The sequence below is a fragment of the Frigoribacterium sp. CFBP9029 genome, from assembly GCF_034045305.1.
Taxonomy (GTDB): Bacteria; Actinomycetota; Actinomycetes; order Actinomycetales; family Microbacteriaceae; genus Frigoribacterium.
The window spans coordinates 212,779-231,585 of record NZ_JAXCWB010000005.1 but is presented as its reverse complement, the minus strand read 5'-3'; the positions used below and the strand labels follow the sequence as shown (position 1 = coordinate 231,585).

19 protein-coding genes are annotated in these 18,807 nt (G+C 70.1%); 3 read left to right on the top strand and 16 right to left on the bottom strand.

The features are described 5' to 3' along the window. Nucleotides 1–164 precede the first annotated feature (164 nt). The 12 genes from rplL to SOM11_RS09195 all read right to left on the bottom strand — a co-directional run bounded on the left by rplL (nucleotide 165) and on the right by SOM11_RS09195 (nucleotide 12,356). Nucleotides 165–548, bottom strand: coding sequence for a 50S ribosomal protein L7/L12 (rplL, locus tag SOM11_RS09250; RefSeq protein WP_192058750.1), 384 nt, complete (start codon nucleotides 546–548; stop codon nucleotides 165–167). A 49-nt stretch (nucleotides 549–597) separates the two neighbouring features. Then, entirely contained in the window at nucleotides 598–1,113 is a 516-nt protein-coding gene (gene rplJ / locus SOM11_RS09245; RefSeq protein ID WP_192058752.1) for a 50S ribosomal protein L10, read from the bottom strand. A 305-nt stretch (nucleotides 1,114–1,418) separates the two neighbouring features. After that, on the bottom strand, nucleotides 1,419–2,930 hold the full coding sequence (locus SOM11_RS09240) for a HAMP domain-containing sensor histidine kinase (protein ID WP_320477846.1): 1,512 nt from the start codon (nucleotides 2,928–2,930) through the stop codon (nucleotides 1,419–1,421). A 65-nt stretch (nucleotides 2,931–2,995) separates the two neighbouring features. Continuing rightward, complete coding sequence (locus tag SOM11_RS09235; RefSeq protein WP_374231395.1) at nucleotides 2,996–3,754, bottom strand: response regulator transcription factor; 759 nt, start codon at nucleotides 3,752–3,754, stop codon at nucleotides 2,996–2,998. A gap of 55 nt (nucleotides 3,755–3,809) precedes the next feature. Then, nucleotides 3,810–4,775 (bottom strand): biopolymer transporter Tol, encoded by a 966-nt coding sequence (locus SOM11_RS09230; protein WP_320477845.1) that lies wholly within the window; start codon nucleotides 4,773–4,775, stop codon nucleotides 3,810–3,812. Between the two features lie 16 nt (nucleotides 4,776–4,791). After that, entirely contained in the window at nucleotides 4,792–5,805 is a 1,014-nt protein-coding gene (locus SOM11_RS09225; protein ID WP_320477844.1) for a sugar phosphate isomerase/epimerase family protein, read from the bottom strand. A gap of 55 nt (nucleotides 5,806–5,860) precedes the next feature. Continuing rightward, nucleotides 5,861–7,009: a Gfo/Idh/MocA family oxidoreductase gene (locus SOM11_RS09220; protein ID WP_308196203.1), complete on the bottom strand. Its 1,149-nt coding sequence runs from the start codon at nucleotides 7,007–7,009 to the stop codon at nucleotides 5,861–5,863. Next, nucleotides 7,006–7,845, bottom strand: coding sequence for a carbohydrate ABC transporter permease (locus tag SOM11_RS09215; protein WP_192058758.1), 840 nt, complete (start codon nucleotides 7,843–7,845; stop codon nucleotides 7,006–7,008). The genes SOM11_RS09220 and SOM11_RS09215 overlap by 4 nt, the downstream gene beginning before the upstream one ends. Continuing rightward, nucleotides 7,838–8,836 carry a carbohydrate ABC transporter permease gene (locus SOM11_RS09210; protein WP_192058760.1) on the bottom strand — a complete coding sequence of 333 codons (999 nt, stop codon included), beginning with the start codon at nucleotides 8,834–8,836 and terminating at the stop codon, nucleotides 7,838–7,840. Before SOM11_RS09210 ends, SOM11_RS09215 begins: the two co-directional genes overlap by 8 nt. Nucleotides 8,837–8,914: 78 nt before the next feature. Next, nucleotides 8,915–10,240 (bottom strand): ABC transporter substrate-binding protein, encoded by a 1,326-nt coding sequence (locus tag SOM11_RS09205; protein WP_192058762.1) that lies wholly within the window; start codon nucleotides 10,238–10,240, stop codon nucleotides 8,915–8,917. A 218-nt stretch (nucleotides 10,241–10,458) separates the two neighbouring features. Further along, complete coding sequence (locus tag SOM11_RS09200) at nucleotides 10,459–11,622, bottom strand: Gfo/Idh/MocA family oxidoreductase (protein ID WP_320477843.1); 1,164 nt, start codon at nucleotides 11,620–11,622, stop codon at nucleotides 10,459–10,461. Further along, entirely contained in the window at nucleotides 11,619–12,356 is a 738-nt protein-coding gene (locus tag SOM11_RS09195; protein ID WP_320477842.1) for a sugar phosphate isomerase/epimerase, read from the bottom strand. Before SOM11_RS09195 ends, SOM11_RS09200 begins: the two co-directional genes overlap by 4 nt. A 175-nt stretch (nucleotides 12,357–12,531) precedes the next feature. Between SOM11_RS09195 and SOM11_RS09190 the strand changes: the two genes are divergently transcribed. From SOM11_RS09190 to SOM11_RS09180, 3 genes are all read left to right on the top strand, one after another. After that, nucleotides 12,532–13,722: an ROK family transcriptional regulator gene (locus SOM11_RS09190; protein WP_243214572.1), complete on the top strand. Its 1,191-nt coding sequence runs from the start codon at nucleotides 12,532–12,534 to the stop codon at nucleotides 13,720–13,722. Nucleotides 13,723–13,823: 101 nt separating this feature from the next. Continuing rightward, nucleotides 13,824–14,537, top strand: a complete 714-nt coding sequence (locus tag SOM11_RS09185; RefSeq protein WP_243214574.1) for a YqaJ viral recombinase family protein — start codon at nucleotides 13,824–13,826, stop codon at nucleotides 14,535–14,537. Nucleotides 14,538–14,705: 168 nt separating this feature from the next. Further along, nucleotides 14,706–15,680, top strand: coding sequence for an NADP-dependent oxidoreductase (locus tag SOM11_RS09180; protein ID WP_243214575.1), 975 nt, complete (start codon nucleotides 14,706–14,708; stop codon nucleotides 15,678–15,680). Nucleotides 15,681–15,699: 19 nt separating this feature from the next. Here SOM11_RS09180 and SOM11_RS09175 read toward each other — a convergent pair whose 3' ends face one another. The 4 genes from SOM11_RS09175 to nusG form a co-directional block, all read right to left on the bottom strand. Next, on the bottom strand, nucleotides 15,700–16,236 hold the full coding sequence (locus SOM11_RS09175; RefSeq protein WP_192058771.1) for a GNAT family N-acetyltransferase: 537 nt from the start codon (nucleotides 16,234–16,236) through the stop codon (nucleotides 15,700–15,702). Nucleotides 16,237–16,324: 88 nt separating this feature from the next. Beyond that, nucleotides 16,325–17,014 carry a 50S ribosomal protein L1 gene (gene rplA, locus SOM11_RS09170; RefSeq protein WP_055795799.1) on the bottom strand — a complete coding sequence of 230 codons (690 nt, stop codon included), beginning with the start codon at nucleotides 17,012–17,014 and terminating at the stop codon, nucleotides 16,325–16,327. A 91-nt stretch (nucleotides 17,015–17,105) separates the two neighbouring features. After that, nucleotides 17,106–17,537: a 50S ribosomal protein L11 gene (gene rplK / locus SOM11_RS09165; RefSeq protein WP_055795796.1), complete on the bottom strand. Its 432-nt coding sequence runs from the start codon at nucleotides 17,535–17,537 to the stop codon at nucleotides 17,106–17,108. A 131-nt stretch (nucleotides 17,538–17,668) separates the two neighbouring features. Then, nucleotides 17,669–18,802: a transcription termination/antitermination protein NusG gene (nusG, locus tag SOM11_RS09160; RefSeq protein ID WP_243214577.1), complete on the bottom strand. Its 1,134-nt coding sequence runs from the start codon at nucleotides 18,800–18,802 to the stop codon at nucleotides 17,669–17,671. Nucleotides 18,803–18,807: the final 5 nt, after the last annotated feature.

Genomic DNA, 18,807 nt, shown 5'->3' with positions numbered 1-18,807 from the left:
GCGGCGGGTCAGCGCTGACCCGCCGCCGATGACAGGAACCCGCCGAAGCCCCTGCCACGCTCGCACGCACGCACGCACGCACGCACGGGCACGCGCACGGGGCGCGACGGCGAAAGGCGCCACCCCGGAGGGTGACGCCTTTCGTGTGAAGCGGTGAAGCGGAATTACTTGAGGGTGACGGTGGCGCCGGCAGCCTCGAGCTGGCCCTTGGCCTTCTCGGCGGCTTCCTTCGAAGCACCCTCGAGGACGGTGCTGGGGGCACCGTCGACGACGGCCTTGGCCTCGCCGAGACCGAGGCTCGTGAGCGCACGGACCTCCTTGATGACCTGGATCTTCTTGTCGCCAGCAGCCTCGAGCACGACGTCGAAGGCGCTCTGCTCTTCGACCTCTTCAGCGGCGGCGGCGGGGCCGGCGGCACCGGCGGCGGCCACGGGGGCAGCAGCGGTGACCTCGAAGACCTCTTCGAACTTCTTCACGAAGTCGCTGAGCTCGATGAGCGTGAGCTCCTTGAAGGCCTCGATCAGTTCGTCCTGCGTGAGCTTCGCCATGGTGTTCTCCTTATGGGTTTTCTAAAGTGTGGGTTGGTACGACAGCTGTTCAGCTGTCGCTTTCCTGCTTGGCACGCAGCGCCTCGACCGTGCGAACGGCCTGCGACAGCGGTGCCTGGAACAGGTAGGCAGCACCGAACAGCGAAGCCTTGAAGGCGCCGGCCAGTTTGCCCAGCAGCACCTCTCGGGATTCGAGATCGGCGAGCTGCTTGACCTCGTCTGCCGTGAGCGGGTTACCGTCGAAGTAACCGTTCTTCACGATCAGAGCGGGGTGTGCCTTGGCGAAGTCACGCAGGCTCTTGGCGACGGCGACAGGGTCTCCGTGCACGAAGGCGATCGCAGAAGGTCCGACGAGTTCGTCGTCGAACGAGCTGATTCCGGCGTTGTTCGCCGCGATCTTGCTGAGCGTGTTCTTCACCACGGCGTACGTCGCGTCTGCACTGATGGACTTGCGGAGCTCTTTCAGCTCGGCAACAGTGAGACCGCGGTACTCGGTGAGCAGAACGGCGGTCGAGTCACGGAAGTTCTCCGTGAGCTCGGCGACCGATGCTTCCTTGTTCGCCATGGCTCTCCTAAAACGTGGGTGTGCCGGTAGCCCCCCGGCCTCGAACGCTGCACGCCTCAGGTCTGAGATCAGAGGACTGATCTCGGGTCTGAGGTGTTCAGCACAAAGAAAAAAGCTCCGGCGCAAGCGCACGGAGCTGGATCTCTTCGAGAAGAGGAACGACTTCACACACCTGCGCTGGTCGCTCTCTCTCGAGAACCTTCGGCATCCGTCTGCGAGCAGGCGAACACGACCGGCGGTCTTGGGCTGTGAACAGAGTAGACGCAGGAGGCGCGATCACGCAAGTCGCGCCTCCTGCGTCGGCGTCAGCTCGCGTCGAGCCGAGCGGCGGCCGTCGCGGGGAACGGCAGTCGGATGGTGAAGGCGGCCCCGGCCGGCGAGCTGTCGACGTCGACCCGACCGCCGTGCGCCTGCACCACGGCCTGCACGATCGCCAGGCCGAGACCGGTCGATCCGGCTTTGCGCGACCGCGAGCTGTCGGCCCGGGCGAACCGCTCGAACAGCACGGGCAGCACCCCGGGGTCGATGCCCGGGCCCTCGTCGGCGACCCGGACGACGGCGGCGCCCGGCTCGACCGAGAGCGTCACGTGCACGCGGGTGCCGTCGGGCGTGTGGGTGCGGGCGTTCGTCAGCAGGTTGGCGACGATCTGGTGCAGCCGCATGCCGTCGCCCGAGACGACCACGGGTTCGTCGGGCACGTCGACGTCGACGTCGTGCGACGGCCCGGCCACGTGCGCGTCGTTCACGGCGTCGAGCACGATGCGGGTCAGGTCGACGTCGGCGAGCACGAGGTCGCGCCCCTCGTCGAGTCGGGCCAGCAGCAGGAGGTCCTCCACGAGCGAGGTCATCCGCAGCGCCTCGGACTCGATCCGCCCCATGGCGTAGACGACGTCGTCGGGCAGATCGGTGTTCATGCGACGGGTGAGCTCGGCGTAGCCGCGCACGGACGCGAGCGGGGTGCGGAGCTCGTGCGAGGCGTCGGCGACGAACTGCCGCACCTTGTTCTCGGACTGCTGCCGCGCCTCCAGCGCTCCGGCGACGTGGCCGAGCATGCGGTTCAGCGACGCGCCGACGCGACCGACCTCGGTGCGGGTGTCGGTGTCCTGCTCGTCGACGCGCTCGGCGAGCGCCACCTCGCCGCGGTCCAGCGGCAGCTCGGCGACCCGGAGGGCCGTGTCGGACATCCGCTGCAGCGGCCGCAGCGCCGATCGGACCACAGCGAACGCGATGGCGATCGCGACCGCGAGACCGACGATCGTCACGGCGGCGATGGCGACGACCATGACGGTGATGGTGCGGTCGACGCTGCCGGTGGGCAGACCGACGACGAGATAGGCCGGCGTCGAGCTCGACAGGAGGGTGCCCCGCAGGGCCTCGACCCGGTACGACCCGAGATCGCCGCCGAGGTCGACCGTCATCGCCGGCGTCCGCCCGTCGCCGTCGACGGGGCTCTCGACGACGGCGGCCAGCGAGTCGCCCGACGCACCGAGGTCGACGGTCTCGAGGTCGCCCCCGTCGGTGATGCGGTAGGCGGCCCGCACCACTCCGTCGACGACCACGGCGGTCACCGTGCCGGGAGCCTGACGCGGTCCGTTGAGCTCGTCGCCGTCGGGCGAGAGGGAGGGCGCGGACGCGCCGCCCTGAGAAGCCGCCCGCGTGGTCGCCCCGGCGAGCTCGCCGTCGAGCTGGTCCATCAGCGACACCCGCAGCACGAGCACGCTGAGCGAGCCGATCACGACGGTCAGCAGCACGACGAGCGCCACGATGCTGAGGATCAGACGCTGCCGCAGGGTGAGGGGGCCGGCGACGCCGGGCATGCTCCGCCCGAGGCGCCGCCAGGAATTCCGGAGGCGCGACCCGGTCGGAGAGGGCAGGGGCCGACTCACGAGACGGGCTTGATCACGTAACCCACGCCGCGCACGGTGTGGATCATGGCCTCCTCGCCGGCGTCGATCTTCTTGCGGAGGTACGAGATGTAGATCTCGACGACGCTCGACTTGCCGCCGAAGTCGTAGCTCCAGACCCGGTCGAGGATCTGCGCCTTGCTCAGCACCCGACGCGGGTTCCGCATCAGGAACCGGAGCAGCTCGAACTCGGTCGCCGTCAGCTCGATCTCGCGATCGCCTCGGTGCACCTCGTAGCTCTCCTCGTCGAGCACGAGGTCGCCCACCGTGATGCGCGAGTCGGCGCTCTCGCTGAGCGCGGACGCCGAACGACGGATCAGCCCGCGGAGTCGAGCCACGACCTCCTCGAGGGAGAACGGCTTGGTGACGTAGTCGTCGCCCCCGGCGGTGAGCCCCTGCACGCGGTCCTCGACGGCGTCCTTCGCGGTGAGGAACAGGATCGGGGTGTCGTCGCCGCCCTGACGGAGGCGGCCGAGCACCTGGAGACCGTCGATGTCGGGCAGCATCCAGTCGAGCACCATCGCGTCGGGCTTGAACTCGCGGGCGAGCGTCAGCGCGCTCTGCCCGTCGGAGGCGGCCTTGACGTCCCACCCCTCGTACCGGAGCGCCATCGAGAGCAGGTCGGTGAGGCTGTTCTCGTCGTCGACGACGAGAACTCGGAGAGGCGATCCGTCGGCCCGGGTGAGTCTCGGGGCGGCTGCGGTGGCGGGGGGCGTCGTGGTCACATTCTCCAGTATCGGGAGATTCCTATGAGCGGACTGTGCAGCGCCGATGGACGAGCCGTGACGTCGCTCAGGCGAGGGGGTAGTCGGCGCAGGCGAAACGGGACGAGTCGGGCGACCAGCCGGGCACGTTCACCGTGCCCTGGCCGCCGAACAGCGCGAGGACGTCGTGCGGCGTCGCCCCCGGCTCGGGCAGGCCGTCGCCGCCGAGCGGGAGGGTGCGCAGCACGACGTCGCGGTTCTCGGGGTGACCGAGCGTCCCCGGCTCGAACGAGACGTAGAGCAGAGTGCAGCCGTCAGGCGACACGTGCGGGAACCAGTTCACCCGCTCGTCGTGCGTCACCTGCACCGCCCCCGCGCCGTCGAGACCCGTGCGGAACAGCTGAGCGTGACCGGCGACTCCCCCGGAGGCGCGCTCCGAGTTGAACCACAGCCGGGCGCCGTCGGGAGCGAACTCGGCCCCGTCGTCGGGGTGCTCGTCGTCCGTGACCGGGGTGGCCGCGCCGTCGGACACCGCGACCAGGGCGACGTTCGTGCGCCAGTCGACCCGCGCCTCCTCGGCTCCGGGGTCGGCGACCGGCGCCGGCAGGGCGCCCACGATCACGCTGAGCGTGCCGCCGTCGGGCGAGACCCCGTGCAGGTAGTTCTTGTGGTTGCGCCCCTCGGGGTGCGGACGCGTGACGCGGCGGGCCGACTCCCCCGCGGGTACGCCCTCCCACGGGATCTCGTAGACGTGCCCGTCACGGGCGCTGACGAAGACGACCGACCCGTCGGGCGCGATCACGTGGTCGTTGTTGATCTCGGGCACGTCGCCCATCGGCACGGCCTCGAGCGCGGTCTCGTCGACGGCGCGGGCGTCGACCGGCAGGCGCCAGAGCAGACCGTCGCCGTTGACGACCAGCCAGCGGCCGTCCGGGCTCCAGTTGGGTGCCTCGACCAGCAGGGTGCGGCTCTCGAAGACGGTCTCGGTCGCCCCGGTCGCGGGGTCGACGATCAGCACGCGGCAGCGCTGGCCGGGGAGGAGGGTGCGGGGCATGTCGAGGTCTCTCGGGCTACTGGTTCGAGAAGGCGGAGTCGAAGGAGGCGGTGGGCCGCTTCCAGAGCAGCGAACGGATGTGCGCGAGCGCCTCGGGAGCGCCGTGCAGGCGGTCCATGCCCGCGTCCTCCCACTCGATCGAGATGGGGCCGTCGTAGCCGATGGAGTCGAGGGCGCGGAAGGCGTCCTCCCAGTTCATGTCGCCGTGACCGGTGGAGACGAAGTCCCAGCCGCGCCGCGGGTCGCCCCAGGGCAGGTGCGAGCCGAGCACGCCCGACCGACCCGACGGCGGCTTGATCCGGGTGTCCTTGCAGTCGACGTGGTAGATCCGGTCGGCGAAGTCGGTGATGAAGCCCACGGTGTCGACGCCCTGCCAGAGCATGTGCGAAGGGTCCCAGTTGAAGCCGAACGCCTGACGGTGCTCGATGGCCTCGAGGGTGCGGACGCTCGTCCAGTGGTCGTAGGCGATCTCGCTGGGGTGCACCTCGTGCGCGAACCGGACCCCCTCGGCGTCGAAGACGTCGAGGATGGGGTTCCAGCGGTCGGCGAAGTCCTGGTAGCCGGCGTCGATCACCGAGGCGGGCACCGGGGGGAACATCGCCACGTAGGGCCAGATCTTCGAGCCGGTGAAGCCGACGACGGTGTCGACCCCCATCTTGCGGGCGACGCGCGCGGCGCGCTTCATATCGTCGGCGGCGCGCTGCCGCACGCCCTCGGGGTCGCCGTCGCCCCAGGTCGAGGGGCGGACGATGGCCTGGTGTCGGAAGTCGATCGGATCGTCGCACACGGCCTGCCCGGTGAGGTGGTTCGAGATCGCCCAGACCTTCAACCCGTGACGGTCGAGCACCTCCAGTCGCGACCGCAGGTAGGCGTCGTCGACGTCCGCTCGCTCGAGGTCGAGGTGGTCGCCCGATGCGGCGATCTCGAGCCCGTCGTACCCCCAGCCGGCCGCGAGCGCGGCGACCTCCTCGAAGGGCAGGTCGGCCCACTGGCCGGTGAACAGGGTGACGGGGCGGGAGCTCTCGGTCATGGGTCCTTCTCGTTCGGGGCGGTCGTCGGTCTCGGCGCGGGTGCGGTCGCCCTGCTCAGGGCACGTCGACCCAGGTGCGGCCGGCCGCCGAGTCGAGCACGGCCTCGGTGACCCGTGCCGCCCGCAGGCCGTCGGCGAAGGTGGGCAGCCCCTCGGGCGCGCCGCCGCGGACGGCGTCGTGGGCGTCGCGGACGAACGCCGCGAAGGCGTCGACGTACCCCATCGGGTGGCCGGCCGGCACGGTCGAGAGCCGTGCGGCGTCGGGCGAGAGGATCGACGCGTCGCGCGGCACCAGGCGTGCGCCCGAGCGGCGGCCGACCCAGAGGGTCTCGGGCTCCTCCTGCGAGAACTCGAGGCTCTCGGCGGTGCCCGACACGTCGAGCAGGAGGCGGTTCTTCCGACCCGGGGCGACCTGCGACACGAAGAGGGTCCCGATCGCACCGCCGAGGGTCTCGAAGACCACCGCGGCCTCGTCCTCCGTGTCGACGCGGGTGCCGCCCCGGCTGTCGTGCGCGCGGTTGGTGGTCGACGTCAGCCGCGCCAGCCGATCGCCGATCACGAACTCGAGCAGATCGACCAGGTGGCTGCCGATGTCGGCGAACGCCCGCGACGGCCCGCCGGCCGCCGAGTCGACCCGCCAGTCGACGTCGCCGCTGTCGAGCAGCCAGTCCTGGAGGTACGAGCCCCGCACGCTGAGCACCCGACCGGCCTCGCCCGCCGCGACCCGGGCCCTGGCCTCGCGCACCATCGGGTGGTAGCGGTAGACGAACGGGACGGCGCCGACGAGTCCGCCCGCGGCGGCGGCCTCGACCAGAGCCGTCGCCTCGGCGGCCGAGGTCGCCAACGGCTTCTCGCAGATGACGTGCTTGCCCGCCGCGAGCGCCGCGAGCGCCACCGGGGCGTGCGTCGCGTTCGGCGAGCAGACGTGGACCACGTCGACCCGCGGGTCGCGCACGAGGTCGTCGACCGTCTCGTGCGCGGTGTCCACGCCGAGAACGCCGGCCGCGCGGCCGGCGCTCGAGGCGCTGGACGAGGCGAGGGCGACCACTCGGGCACCGGCCGCCCGTGCCGCGCCGGCGTGGACGCGGGCCATGAAGCCCCCGCCCACGATGCCGACACGGAGCGGTTCGACCGGAGCCGCGCCTCCGGCGGTCTCCCCCTGGAGGGCGAGACCGACCGCCGCGACCTCGCCCGGAGGGGTCACTTCACGGCCCCCGACGAGAGCCCGGTGATCAAGTGTCTCTGCACGAGCATGAAGCCTATGAGAACCGGCAGCGACACCACGACCGAGGCGGCCATGAGCTGGTTCCAGTAGACGTCCTGCTGCGACGCGTAGGCCCGGAGTCCGATCGACAGGGTGCGGGTGTCCTTGCTGGTCAGCACCGAGGCGAAGAGCACCTCGCCCCAGGCGGTGATGAAGGCGTACACGGCGACGGCGATGATGCCGGGCTTCGCGACCGGGATGATCACGCGGAACAGGGCGCCGAGGCGACCCGTGCCGTCGATCATCGAGGCCTCCTCCAGCTCTTTCGGGATGGACGCGAAGTACCCCGTCAGCATCCAGATCGAGAACGGCAGCGAGAAGGTCATGTACGTGATGATCAGCCCGAGGTAGCTGCCCGTCAGCTGCACCCCGACCGTGCGCTGGATCTGCACGAAGATGAGGAACAGCGGCAGGAGGAACAGGATGCCGGGGAACATCTGCGTCGACAGGACGACCAGGCTGAAGCTGCGCTGGCCGCGGAACCTCATGCGGGCCAGGGCGTAGGCGGCCAGCACGGCCATCGACACCGACAGGATCGTCGCCGACACCGTGACGATCAGGCTGTTCTTGAAGTACGTCGCCAGGGGCACCGTCTGCCAGATCTGCACGTACGGCTCGAGCGTCACCCGCGAGGGGATCCAGGTGAACAGCCCCTGCACGTCGGCGAGCGGCTTGATCGAGGTCGTGAGCACCACGTAGAGCGGGATGACCACGACCAGCGACAGGAACGCCAGCCCGAAGAAGCGGAAGATCTTGAAGCCGCGGGTCTCAATCATTGTCGTTCTGTCCCTTCGGGAGCACCATGCGGATGTAGAACGCCGAGGCGATCAGCAGGACCACCAGGAGCATGACGCTCATGGCACCGCCGAGACCGAAGTTCCAGTTGTTGAACGACTGCTGGTAGATCAGCGGCGAGATCAACGTCGCCTGCTCGGGCGACGCCGGGCCGAAGAGCACGTACGGCACGTTGAACTGGTTGAAGATCCAGAGGCTCATGATCAGCAGCAGCACCGCGTTCGCGGGCTTGACCATCGGCAGCGTGATCTGCGTGAACTGCTTCCAGAGGCTCGCGCCGTCGAGGCTGGCGGCCTCGTAGACGTCGCCCGGGATGTTCTGCAGCGCGGCCAGCAGCATCAGGAACGCGAACGGCCAGAACTGCCATGCGGTGACGATGACGATGGCCCAGAACGAGTTGCCGCCGAGCAGCCAGAAGGGGCGGTCCTGCAGGATCCCGAGGTCGTCGACCAGGAACCGGTTGATGGCGCCGTCGCGCTGGTTGAACATGAACGCCCAGGCGATCGTGCCGACGTACGAGGGCAGCGCGTAGGGCACCAGGAAGAGCGTGCGGAGCACGCCGCGGCCCTTGAACGAGCTGGTCAGCAGCACCGCTCCGAGCATGCCCATGCTCCAGGCGATCGCGACGACGATCACGGTGAAGAGCAGCGTCCGCCCGAGCGCCCCGTAGAGCTGCGTGGCGATCGGCGAGCTCGGGTCGAGCGCGGTGACGAAGTTCTGCAGCCCCACGAAGGGGGCGTTGACCCAGTTCGCGATGCTCAGCTGGTTGAGGGTGATGAAGGCGATCCAGATGCCGAGCACCATCGGGACGATGTGGACGAGCAGCTCGGCCAGGGCGGCCGGCGTGACCAGGAGGTACGCCAGGGGTGAGCGGTGCCTCTTGCGTTTCGCGGGCTCGATCGGAGCCAGCTGATGCGGATCGGGCGGCGTGTCCTTCTCGGACGTCGCGGGGGGCAGGACGTTGACGGTCATGAGGGTCCTCTCGGGGCCTCGGCCGGGGCGGCCGGTCGTCGATCGACCGGCCGCCCCGACCTGCAGCGGTGGGACGGGCTACTGACCCGAGCTCATCTGGCTGTTCGCGTCCTCGAGGGCCGACTTCACGTCGTCCTCGCTGACGGAACCGCCCTGGGCAGCGGTGGCGAGGAGTCCCTTGACGGCGGTGCCGACCAGGGTCTCCATCTGTCCCTCCGAGGGGAAGAGGGGCATCGGCTGGGCGTGGTCGGCGAGCGTGACCTGCTTCAGCTTGATGGTCTCCGACTGGAACGCCGGGTCGTCGTACGCGCTGGTGACGACGGGCAGCGAGCTGAACGACTGGTTCAGGTAGACCTGCTCCTCGTCGCTCGTGAGGTGCTTGACGAAGTCGATCGCCGCATCCTTGTTGTCCGAGTTGTCGAAGACGCTGACGTTGATGCCGGCGACGTGGCTCTGCGTGCCGAGCAGGCCTGTCGCGTCGGCGCTCTCCATCGGCACCGGTGCGGCGGCGTAGTCCGTGAAGTCACGGGCGGCGAGGTTCGCGTCGGGCGCCTGGTCGAAGAACATCGCGGCCTGACCGTCGGCGAAGGTCGCCGCCATGTCGGAGCCGTTGACGCTCTCGGCGTCGGAGGGCGAGACGACCTTGTCGACGGCCATGAGGTCGACCCACTGCTTGACGCCCGCGACGACGCCGTCGTTCGCGAAGTCGGGCTCGCCGCTGTCGTCGTAGAGGGCCCCGCCGTTCTGCAGACCCCGGACGAACGCCTGGTGCGAGTTGTTCGAGATGCTCGAGCCCGCCATGGTCACGCCCCACTGGTCGATCTCGCCGTCGCCGTCGGTGTCGATCGTCAGCTTCTTGGCGTCCTCGACGAACTCGTCCCACGTGGCGGGCGGGTCGGTGATGCCGGCCGCCTCGAACATGGCCGTGTTGTAGTACAGCGAGTACGAGAGACCGTAGAGCGGCACCGACGTCGGAGCCTGCCCCTCGGCGCCACCGGTCGCGAAGCTGGACTGCACGAAGCGGTCCTGCCCGCCGACGGCCTCGAGCGGGTCGCCCTCCCACGGGACGAACGCGCCGCTCGACTGCAGCGACACCGCCCACGTGTTGCCGATGTTCAGCACGTCGGGGCCCTCGCCGCTCGACACGGCGGTGAGGATGCGGTTGTAGAGGTCGGACCACGGGATGACCTCGAGCTCGACCTCGACCCCGGTCTCCTCCGTGTAGCGGTCGATGGACTCCTGGAGGATCTCCGCGTCCTTCTCGACCGTGGGGGCCTGGTTGCTGGCCCAGTACGTGATCGTCTTGCTGTCGCCGTCGCCGCCTGAGGCGGAGCAGGCGGTCATCGACCCTGCGGCCACGACTCCTACGGCCAGTGCTGCGATCCAACGGGTCTTGTTCGTCATGACTTCTCCTGGTGTCTCATCTTCGAGATTTCTCTTCTTCGAGTAGGGAAGGTGCTGGTGGTGCTGTGCGTCTCTGGTGCTGTGTCTCTGGTGCTGTGTCTCTGGTGCTGTGCGTCGGTGGTGCGGTCTGTGGGGTGGGGCGGGAGGTGCTGCGGCCCGGGGCCCCGGGTGCCGGTCTCGTCGTCGAGGGGCGCCCGGGGCCGGGCGTCGGTGGCGGTTCAGCCGAGGGTCGCGACCGAAGGGTCCCAGTCCTCCGGCAGCTCGGGTGTCGGTTCGAGGGTCGAGTCGACGACGACGCCCTCGTGGCGATCGGCCGACTCGGCGAGCGAGACCATGACGTCGAGCACGTGGAACGCGAGCTCGCCGGGCACCCGCTCGCGCCGACCGCCACGGATGGCCTGCGCCAGCTCGGCGACGCCGGTGCCGCGGGTGAAGGTCGATCCGCTCGACGGCACGACCGTCGGCTCGTCGGCGCCGGTGTGCACGAGCGTGTCGCCCTCGAACTCGTTCGGGTCGGGGAACACGGCCGTGCCCTCGGTGCCGGCGATCTCGACGAAGCCCGCACGGGCCAGCTTCGAGTCGAAGCTGAAGACCGCCTGCGCGCTCGTGCCGCTCTCGAACTCGAGCAGCGCGCTGATGTGCGTCGGCACCTCGACGGGGAACACCGTCCCCGCCTTGGGGCCCGAGCCGATCGTGCGGGTGTCGCGCGCCTTCGACGACGTCGCCGTGACCTTCGCGACCGGGCCGAAGACCTGCACGAGCGTCGTGAGGTAGTACGGCCCGACGTCGAACATCGGCCCGGCGCCGTAGGCGAACAGGAACTCGGGGCTCGGGTGCCACGACTCGGGGCCGGGCACCTGGAACAGCGCCAGCCCGGTGAGAGGCGTGCCGATGTCGCCGCGGCGGACGACGCGGAGACCCGTCTGGAGCCCGGCGCCGAGGAACGTGTCGGGGGCCACGGCCACCCGCACGCCGGCGTCCTTCGCCGCGGCGAGCAGTCGCGCCCCGCTCTCGCGGTCGAGCGCGTAGGGCTTCTCGCCCCAGACGTGCTTGCCGGCGGCGACGGCCTTGAGGGCCACCTCCACGTGAGCGGCCGGGATGGTCAGGTTGACGACGATCTCGACGTCGTCGACGGCGAGCAGGTCGTCGACCGATCCGCTGGCCGGGACGCCCCACTTCTCGGCCTGCGCCGCGGCGCGCGCCTCGTCGATGTCGGCGATGAACAGCACCTTCAGATCGGGGAACCGCGTCAGGTTGCCGAGGTACTGGTCGCTGATGACGCCGGCGCCGATGACGCCGACTCCGACGGGCCCGGTCTTCGCCGCGGCGGAGGGGGCCCCCGAGGAGGCGGTGGTCGCGGAGGCCGTGGTCGTGTCGGTCATGCGCGCACCCCGTCCAGGAACGAGTGGCTCTGCTCGAGCGCCGTGAAGACCTCGCCGTTGTGGTCGTCGAGCTCGACGACGGCGAGCGCCTGCGGTGCGGCGCGCAGGATGTCGCGGACGGGCATCGTGCCCCGGCCGACGGCGACCTGCTCGGTGTCGTCCTTCGTCTTCGGACCGTCCTTGATGTGCAGGAACCGCACGCGGTCGCCCAGGCGGGCGAGCAGCTCGGCAGCGTCCACGCCCCCGACCTCCACCCAGTAGGTGTCGATCTCGAGCACGACGTCGGCGGGCAGCGCCGCCGCGAAGACCTCGAGGGCCGGGGTGCCGTCGATGAGGTTCTCGAGCTCGAACGCGTGGTTGTGATACCCCACGGTGAGACCGTGCGCACGCGCCGCCTCGGCGACCTCGCCCAGCTCGGCGGCGACGGCCTCGACGTCTTCGCGGGTGATCCAGCGCGTCTCGTCGATGTGCGGGTCGATGACCGTCGAGACGCCCAGGCGCACCGCAGCCTCGAAGATCGGCTGGAGGTCCTGTCCGACGAGCTTGGCGTGGGCGCTCGGCGCGGTGAGGCCGGCGGCCGGGAGGGCCTCCGCGTACTCGTCGACCCGTTCGACGAACCCCCACGGCTCGACCTGCGTGTAGCCGATGTCGGCGAGGCGCTGGAGGGTGCCGGGCAGGTCCGCCGCGATGGCGTCCCTGACGGTGTAGAGCTGGACCGAGATCGGTGATGTCACCTGATGGACTCCTCTTCGAGTGGTGGCGGCACCGACGGAACCACCCCCGTTCGGGAGTCGATCGCCGGTGATCGAGACTCACCATAGGACCGCTTCTGTCGACGCGCAAGCAAAAGTCGTCGTGAATCGACGAGCTTGTCTCGATCGTCATCTCCGCCTGTGCTTTACTGCTCACATGTCCGACACGACCCGGTCGTCGGCGCTGGGGAGCGCCGGCGCGAGCGAGCTCTTCCAGCTGCTCCGCGACGGTCGGCCGCGGACTCGCGCCGAGCTCGCGACCATGACGGGGCTGGCCCGCTCGACGATCGGCCTTCGACTCGACGCGCTCATCGAGCTCGGTCTCGTCGGCCCCTTCGCCGACGCGGTCTCCACGGGGGGTCGCCCGCCGTCGCGGGTCGCCCTCGTCCCGTCGGCCAGGGTGGTGCTCGGCGCCGACTTCGGGGCGGGGCATCTGAACGTCGCCCTGACGGATCTGATGGGCGACGAGCTCGCCGTGCTGCGCACCGAGATCGACATCGCCGACGGCCCGGTGGCGGGGTTGACGGCCCTCCTCACCGCGGCCGACACGCTCCTCTCGGGCTTCAGCCGCAGTCGGGACGACCTGATCGGTGTGGGCATCGGCCTGCCCGGCCCCGTCCAGTTCGGCACGGGCCGCCCCGTGAACCCGCCGATCATGCCCGGCTGGGACGGCTTCGACGTGCCCGGCTGGATGCGGCGTCACCTCGACGTGCCCGTGCTCGTCGACAACGACGTCAACATCATGGCCCTCGGCGAGCGCGGTCACGCGTTCCCCGACACCGACCACTTCCTCTTCGTCAAGGTCGCCACCGGCATCGGCTCGGGCATCATCTCGGGCGGTCGCCTGCAGCGCGGCGCGCAGGGGATCGCCGGTGACATCGGGCACGTGCAGATCCCCCGCGGCGCGGGCATCGCCTGCCACTGCGGCAACGTGGGCTGCCTCGAGGCCGTCGCCTCGGGGCCCGCCATCGCCCGCGCGCTGCGCGCCTCGGGCCGCGACGTGGCCGGCGGTCGCGAGGTCATCGATCTCGTCCGTCGCGGCGACATCGAGGCGATCCAGGCCGTCCGGCAGGCCGGTCGCGATCTCGGCGAGGTCCTGACCGCCTGCGTCAACGTCATCAACCCGTCGGTCATCGCCATCGGCGGCTCGATGGCCCAGGCGGGCGAGCACCTCATCGCCGGGGTGCGCGAGATCGTGTACACGCGGTCGATGCCCCTCGCCACCGAGCACCTCAGCATCGTGCAGTCCCGATCGGGCGACCGGGCGGCGATGATCGGGGCGAGCATGCTCGCGATCCACCACGCCCTCTCCCCCGCCGCCATCGACGAGCTCGCCGCCGCGGTCTGACCGCACGAGGCAGGCGCCCGCTCCGAGCGACACGCCCCGAGTCCGGCCGACACGGTCTCCGCCGGTTCGATCGAGCCGCCTCGACGAGCGACAATGGAGGCATGACCGTCGTCCAGCCCATGCTCTCCCTGTGGGACGACGACGAGACCGAGCCCGCGCCTCCTCGGCGACTCCGCCTCCCCGCCCACGAGACCCGCGTGCTGGCCGATTCGACCGACCGCATCGCCTGGCTCCGGGCCCGCAGCCAGGGCATCACGGCCACGGACGTGGCCCGCCTGTCGAGCGCGAAGGCCGTGCAGGCGGTCGTGCTCGACAAGATGTACGGCAACGGCTTCGGCGGCAACGCCTACACCGATCACGGTCGTGCGCGCGAGCCCGAGATCGCCCGCTGGGTGCTGCGCGAGCACGGCATCGAGCCCAGCTCGAAGCTGTTCCACGCCGCCGACCAGCGCCGACACCTCGCGACCCCCGACGGTGTCGCCGTGCGGCCCGACGGCCGGGTCGAGCTCTGCGAGATCAAGACGACCAAGAAGGCGTGGACGAGCATCCCGCGCACGTACCTGCGTCAGGTGTTCTGGCAGCAGTACGTGCTCGGTGCCGAGCGCACCCTCGTCGTCTGGGAGCAGCACCTCGACTTCGTGCCCGTCGACGAGGTGCCCCTCAGCCGCTGGGTCGACCGCGACGACGACGAGATCCACCGCCTCGTGACGCTCGCCGACCACGTGCTCGACACCCTCGCGCGGCAGGCGCCCGTCGACCCCTTCGCGCTCGGTCGCCGCGCGTACGAACCTCCGCCGTACGACCCGCTGCGCTGACTCCGCGGCCGGGCCGCGCGTTGCTGCTCCGCTCGCCCCGTCGAGACTTCTCCGAGCAGTGACACCGTCGAAACACGTCCGACTCACGGTCGCCCTTTACTGGGGAGGACCCGCGAAGGCCGGCCGTGCACCTGACGTGCACTGCGCCCAGGGGTCCGAGGGAGAGCGATGACGACGACGATGGCGACGACGATGCGCGCGATGGTGATCGACGAGACGGGCGGTGCCGATCGGATCGTCGCCCGAGACGTCCCCCGGCCCCGACGGATCGGCAGCGAGGTGCTGATCGAGGTCGTGGCGGCCGGGGTCAACCGCTGCGACGAGGAGGCGCGCGAGGGTCTCGGGGACGGCGTCGCCCCCACCGCGTTCCCCGTCGTACCCGGGCGCGACTTCAGCGGGGTCGTCGTCGAGACGCCGTACGCGGCCCATCCCCTCCGGGTCGGCGACGCCGTCTACGGCATGACCGCGTTCCCCCGAGGAGGAGGCAGCTACGCCCCCTACGTCAGCGTGCCCGCGCAGTCGGTCACCCGCAAACCCCCCGCACTCTCGCATGTCGAGGCGGCGGGTGTGCCGCTCGCGGCCCTGACCGCCTGGGGCCTCGTCGTCGACCTCGCCAAGGCCCACGAGGGCCAGCGCATCCTCGTCCACGCGGGCGCGGGCGGGGTCGGGCACTTCGCCGTGCAGTTCGCCTCGTACTTCGGGGCGCACGTCGTGGCGACGGGTTCGAGTCGGAACTCGGGCTGGCTCCGCGAACTCGGAGCGGCCGAGGTCGTCGACTACTCCGTCTCGGAGTTCGACCGCACGGTGCGGGACATCGACGTCGTGGTCGACCTCCTCGACGACGTCGACGTCGCCAGACGATCGCTCCCGGTTCTCCGACCGGGCGGGCTGCTCGTGCACGCGTCGCCGTCGACCTGGCCCGCCGTCGCCGAGCTGGCGACCGAGGCGGGCGTCCGCTCGACGGGCTTCGCGGTGACCCCCGACGCGGCGACCCTGGCCGTCGTCACGCGCCTCCTCGACTCGGGCGACGTCCGGGTGTACATCGACGACGTCTACGACCTCGCTGACGCGGCGGACGCCCAGCGGAGGCTCGCCCAGGGGCACACCCGCGGCAAGCTGGTGCTGCGCGTCGGCGACGAGTGACCCTGCTGCCGGCCGTGTGTCAGACGGCGCACTCGAGCACGAGGTCGTCGTGCTCGCGACCGCCCACGACGAAGCGCCTCGCACCCACGGTCTCGAAGCCCCGCCCGGCGTAGAACGCCTGAGCGCGCGCGTTCTCGCCGTTGACGCCGAGCCAGACGGACTCGGCGCCATCGGTGGCGGCGGCCTCGAAGACCGCGGCCATCATGCGCGCCGCCACGCCCTGCCCGTGCCGGTCGGGCATCACGTAGAACTTGCTCAGCTCGACCGTGGGCCGGGCCGTCACGGCTGAGGCGACGTCGGCGTCGGACGGCTCGCCCTCGATCAGCATCGCGTAGCCGACGACATCGTCGATCTCCTCGTCGACGGCGACGAGGAGGGTCCGCGCGGGGTCGTCCAGGTACTCGGCGAACCGCTCGGCGCTGAGGGTCGTGGTGACGAACCGGGCGATCTCGACGAGAGGCGTGCCGGGTGGGCAGGCCAGAGGGAACGTGACGGCTGCGACGTGCGCGAGCGGTCGGACGTCGGGAGCGGCGGCGAGGCGGATGGAGACGGTCACCCGGCCATCGTGCCAGGGGACGACGAAGGCCGCCCCGCTCGAGAGCGGGACGGCCTGTCGTGACGATCGGTGTGATCGAGGCTGAAGCCTAGAAGACGTTGATGTCGAGGGGGATGCCGGGACCGAAGGTGGTCGACAGCGTGCCCTTGGTGATGTAACGGCCCTTCGAAGACGACGGCTTGAGGCGGACGACCTCGTCGAGCGCGGCGTCGAGGTTGGTGTTCAGCTGCTCTTCCGAGAAGCCGGCCTTGCCGATGACGAAGTGCACGTTGGAGTGCTTGTCGACACGGAACTCGATCTTTCCGCCCTTGATGTCGTTCACGGCCTGGGCCACGTTCGGCGTCACGGTGCCGGTCTTCGGGTTGGGCATCAGACCGCGCGGGCCGAGGACCTTACCGAGACGACCGACCTTGCCCATGAGCTCGGGGGTCGAGACCGCGGAGTCGAACGACGTGTAACCGCCGGCGACCTTCTCGATGAGCTCGTCGCCACCGACCTCGTCGGCGCCGGCGGCGAGAGCCGCCTCGGCTGCCGCACCGGTCGCGAAGACGATGACGCGGGCGGTCTTACCCGTGCCGTGCGGCAGGATGACCGTGCCACGGACCATCTGGTCCGCCTTGCGGGGGTCGACGCCGAGCTTGAGCGCGACCTCGACGGTCGAGTCGAACTTCTTCGAACCGGTCTCGCGAGCGACGGCGACGGCCTCGCTGGTGCTGTAGAACTTGCCTGCCTCGATCTTCTCGGCAGCGGCGCGGTACGCCTTGGACTTCTGAGCCATGCGGAAATCTCCTGATTTCGAGAGTGTGGTTACGAGCCTGGCCGGCTCTCCCACGGATGTCTGGGGTGGTGGGGTGCCCGGGGGCGAGTGCTTACGCGTCCACCGTGATGCCCATGGAACGGGCGGTGCCGGCGATGATCTTCGCCGCGGCGTCGATGTCGTTGGCGTTCAGGTCGGCCTGCTTGGTGGTGGCGATCTCGCGGACCTGGTCCATGGTCAGCTTGCCGACCTTGTCGGTGTGCGGGGTGCCGGATCCCTTGGCGACGCCGGCCGCCTTCTTGATGAGCTCCGCCGCGGGCGGGGTCTTCAGGATGAACGTGAACGAACGGTCTTCGTACACGGTGATCTCGACCGGGACGACGTTGCCGCGCTGCGACTCGGTCGCGGCGTTGTACGCCTTGCAGAACTCCATGATGTTCACGCCGTGCTGACCCAGGGCCGGGCCGATGGGCGGGGCGGGGTTCGCGGCGCCGGCGTTGATCTGAAGCTTGATCAGACCCGTGACCTTCTTTTTCGGTGCCATTCTTCTTTTCCTTCTTGTGGGTGTCGAGCCGGCTGCGGTCGCAGTCCGCTCTCCCGGTGGCCCGATGGCGGACTCCGGTGATCTGTCGGCGTGGGGTGGTCCGCCCGGAGGCGCACCACGTCACGGAGGTGTTAGAGCTTGGTGACCTGGTCGAAGCTCAGCTCGACCGGTGTCTCACGCTCGAAGAGCGAGACGAGCACCGTGAGCTTGCCGCTCTCGGGTTTGATCTCGTTGATCGTACCGGGAAGACCGGCGAACGACCCCTCTTTGATCGTGATCGTCTCGCCGATCTCGAAATCGACCTCGGCGGGGATGACGCGCTGGGCCTGCTTGCCGCCCTTGGCGCCGCCCTTGACGGGTGCCGGGGTCGTGTCGATCTGCACGAGGCTCTTCAGCATGTTGAAGGCCTCCTCGAAACGCAGCGGCGTCGGGTTGTGGGCGTTGCCCACGAAGCCGGTGACACCGGGGGTGTGGCGGACGACCGACCAGCTGTCTTCGTTGAGATCGATGCGCACCAGCACGTAGCCGGGGATCCGCACACGGGTGACCAGCTTGCGCTGCCCGTTCTTGATCTCGACGACGTCCTCCATGGGGACCTCGACCTGGTAGATGTAGTCCTCCATGGTCATGGAGACCATGCGGTTCTCGATGTTCTGCTTCACGCGGCGCTCGAAGCCGGCGTAGCTGTGGATGACGTACCACTTGCCGGGCTTGCCGCGCAGCTCGGAGCGGAACTCCTCATAGGGGTCGACCTCGACGGGCTCGGCCTCGTCGTCGGTGGCGACGTCGTCGCCGTCGAGCACCTCGTCGCCGAACGCGGCCTGCGCGTCGGCGTCCTGGACGGACTGCTCGGCCTCGGCGACGACCACGTCGTCGGACGAGGAGTCGATCTCGACGTCGGCGTCGGCGGTGACCACGGTGTCGGACTCGACCGCGGCGTCTTCGGCCTCGGTCTCGGCCTCATCGTCGGTCGCCTCGACGGCGGCCTCCGCCTCGGCGGCGTCGTCGATGTCGAGAGCGTCGTCGACGATGGCGTCGGCCTCGGGGTCGCGGGCCTCGGCCAGCGTGTCGAGCAGACCATCGAGGTCGTCGGTGCTGTCGGTGCCGGCCTCGCCGTCGTCGACGACCGTGATGGCCTCGCTCTCGGCGGGCTCGACGGAGTCCTCGTCGGCGGCCAGCGTGCCGCCCTCTTGGGCCTCTTCGACCTCGGAGGACTGCTCCGCAGCGGTGGCGAGATCGATGTCGTCGCGCTCGTTGTCAGGCAAAGGGT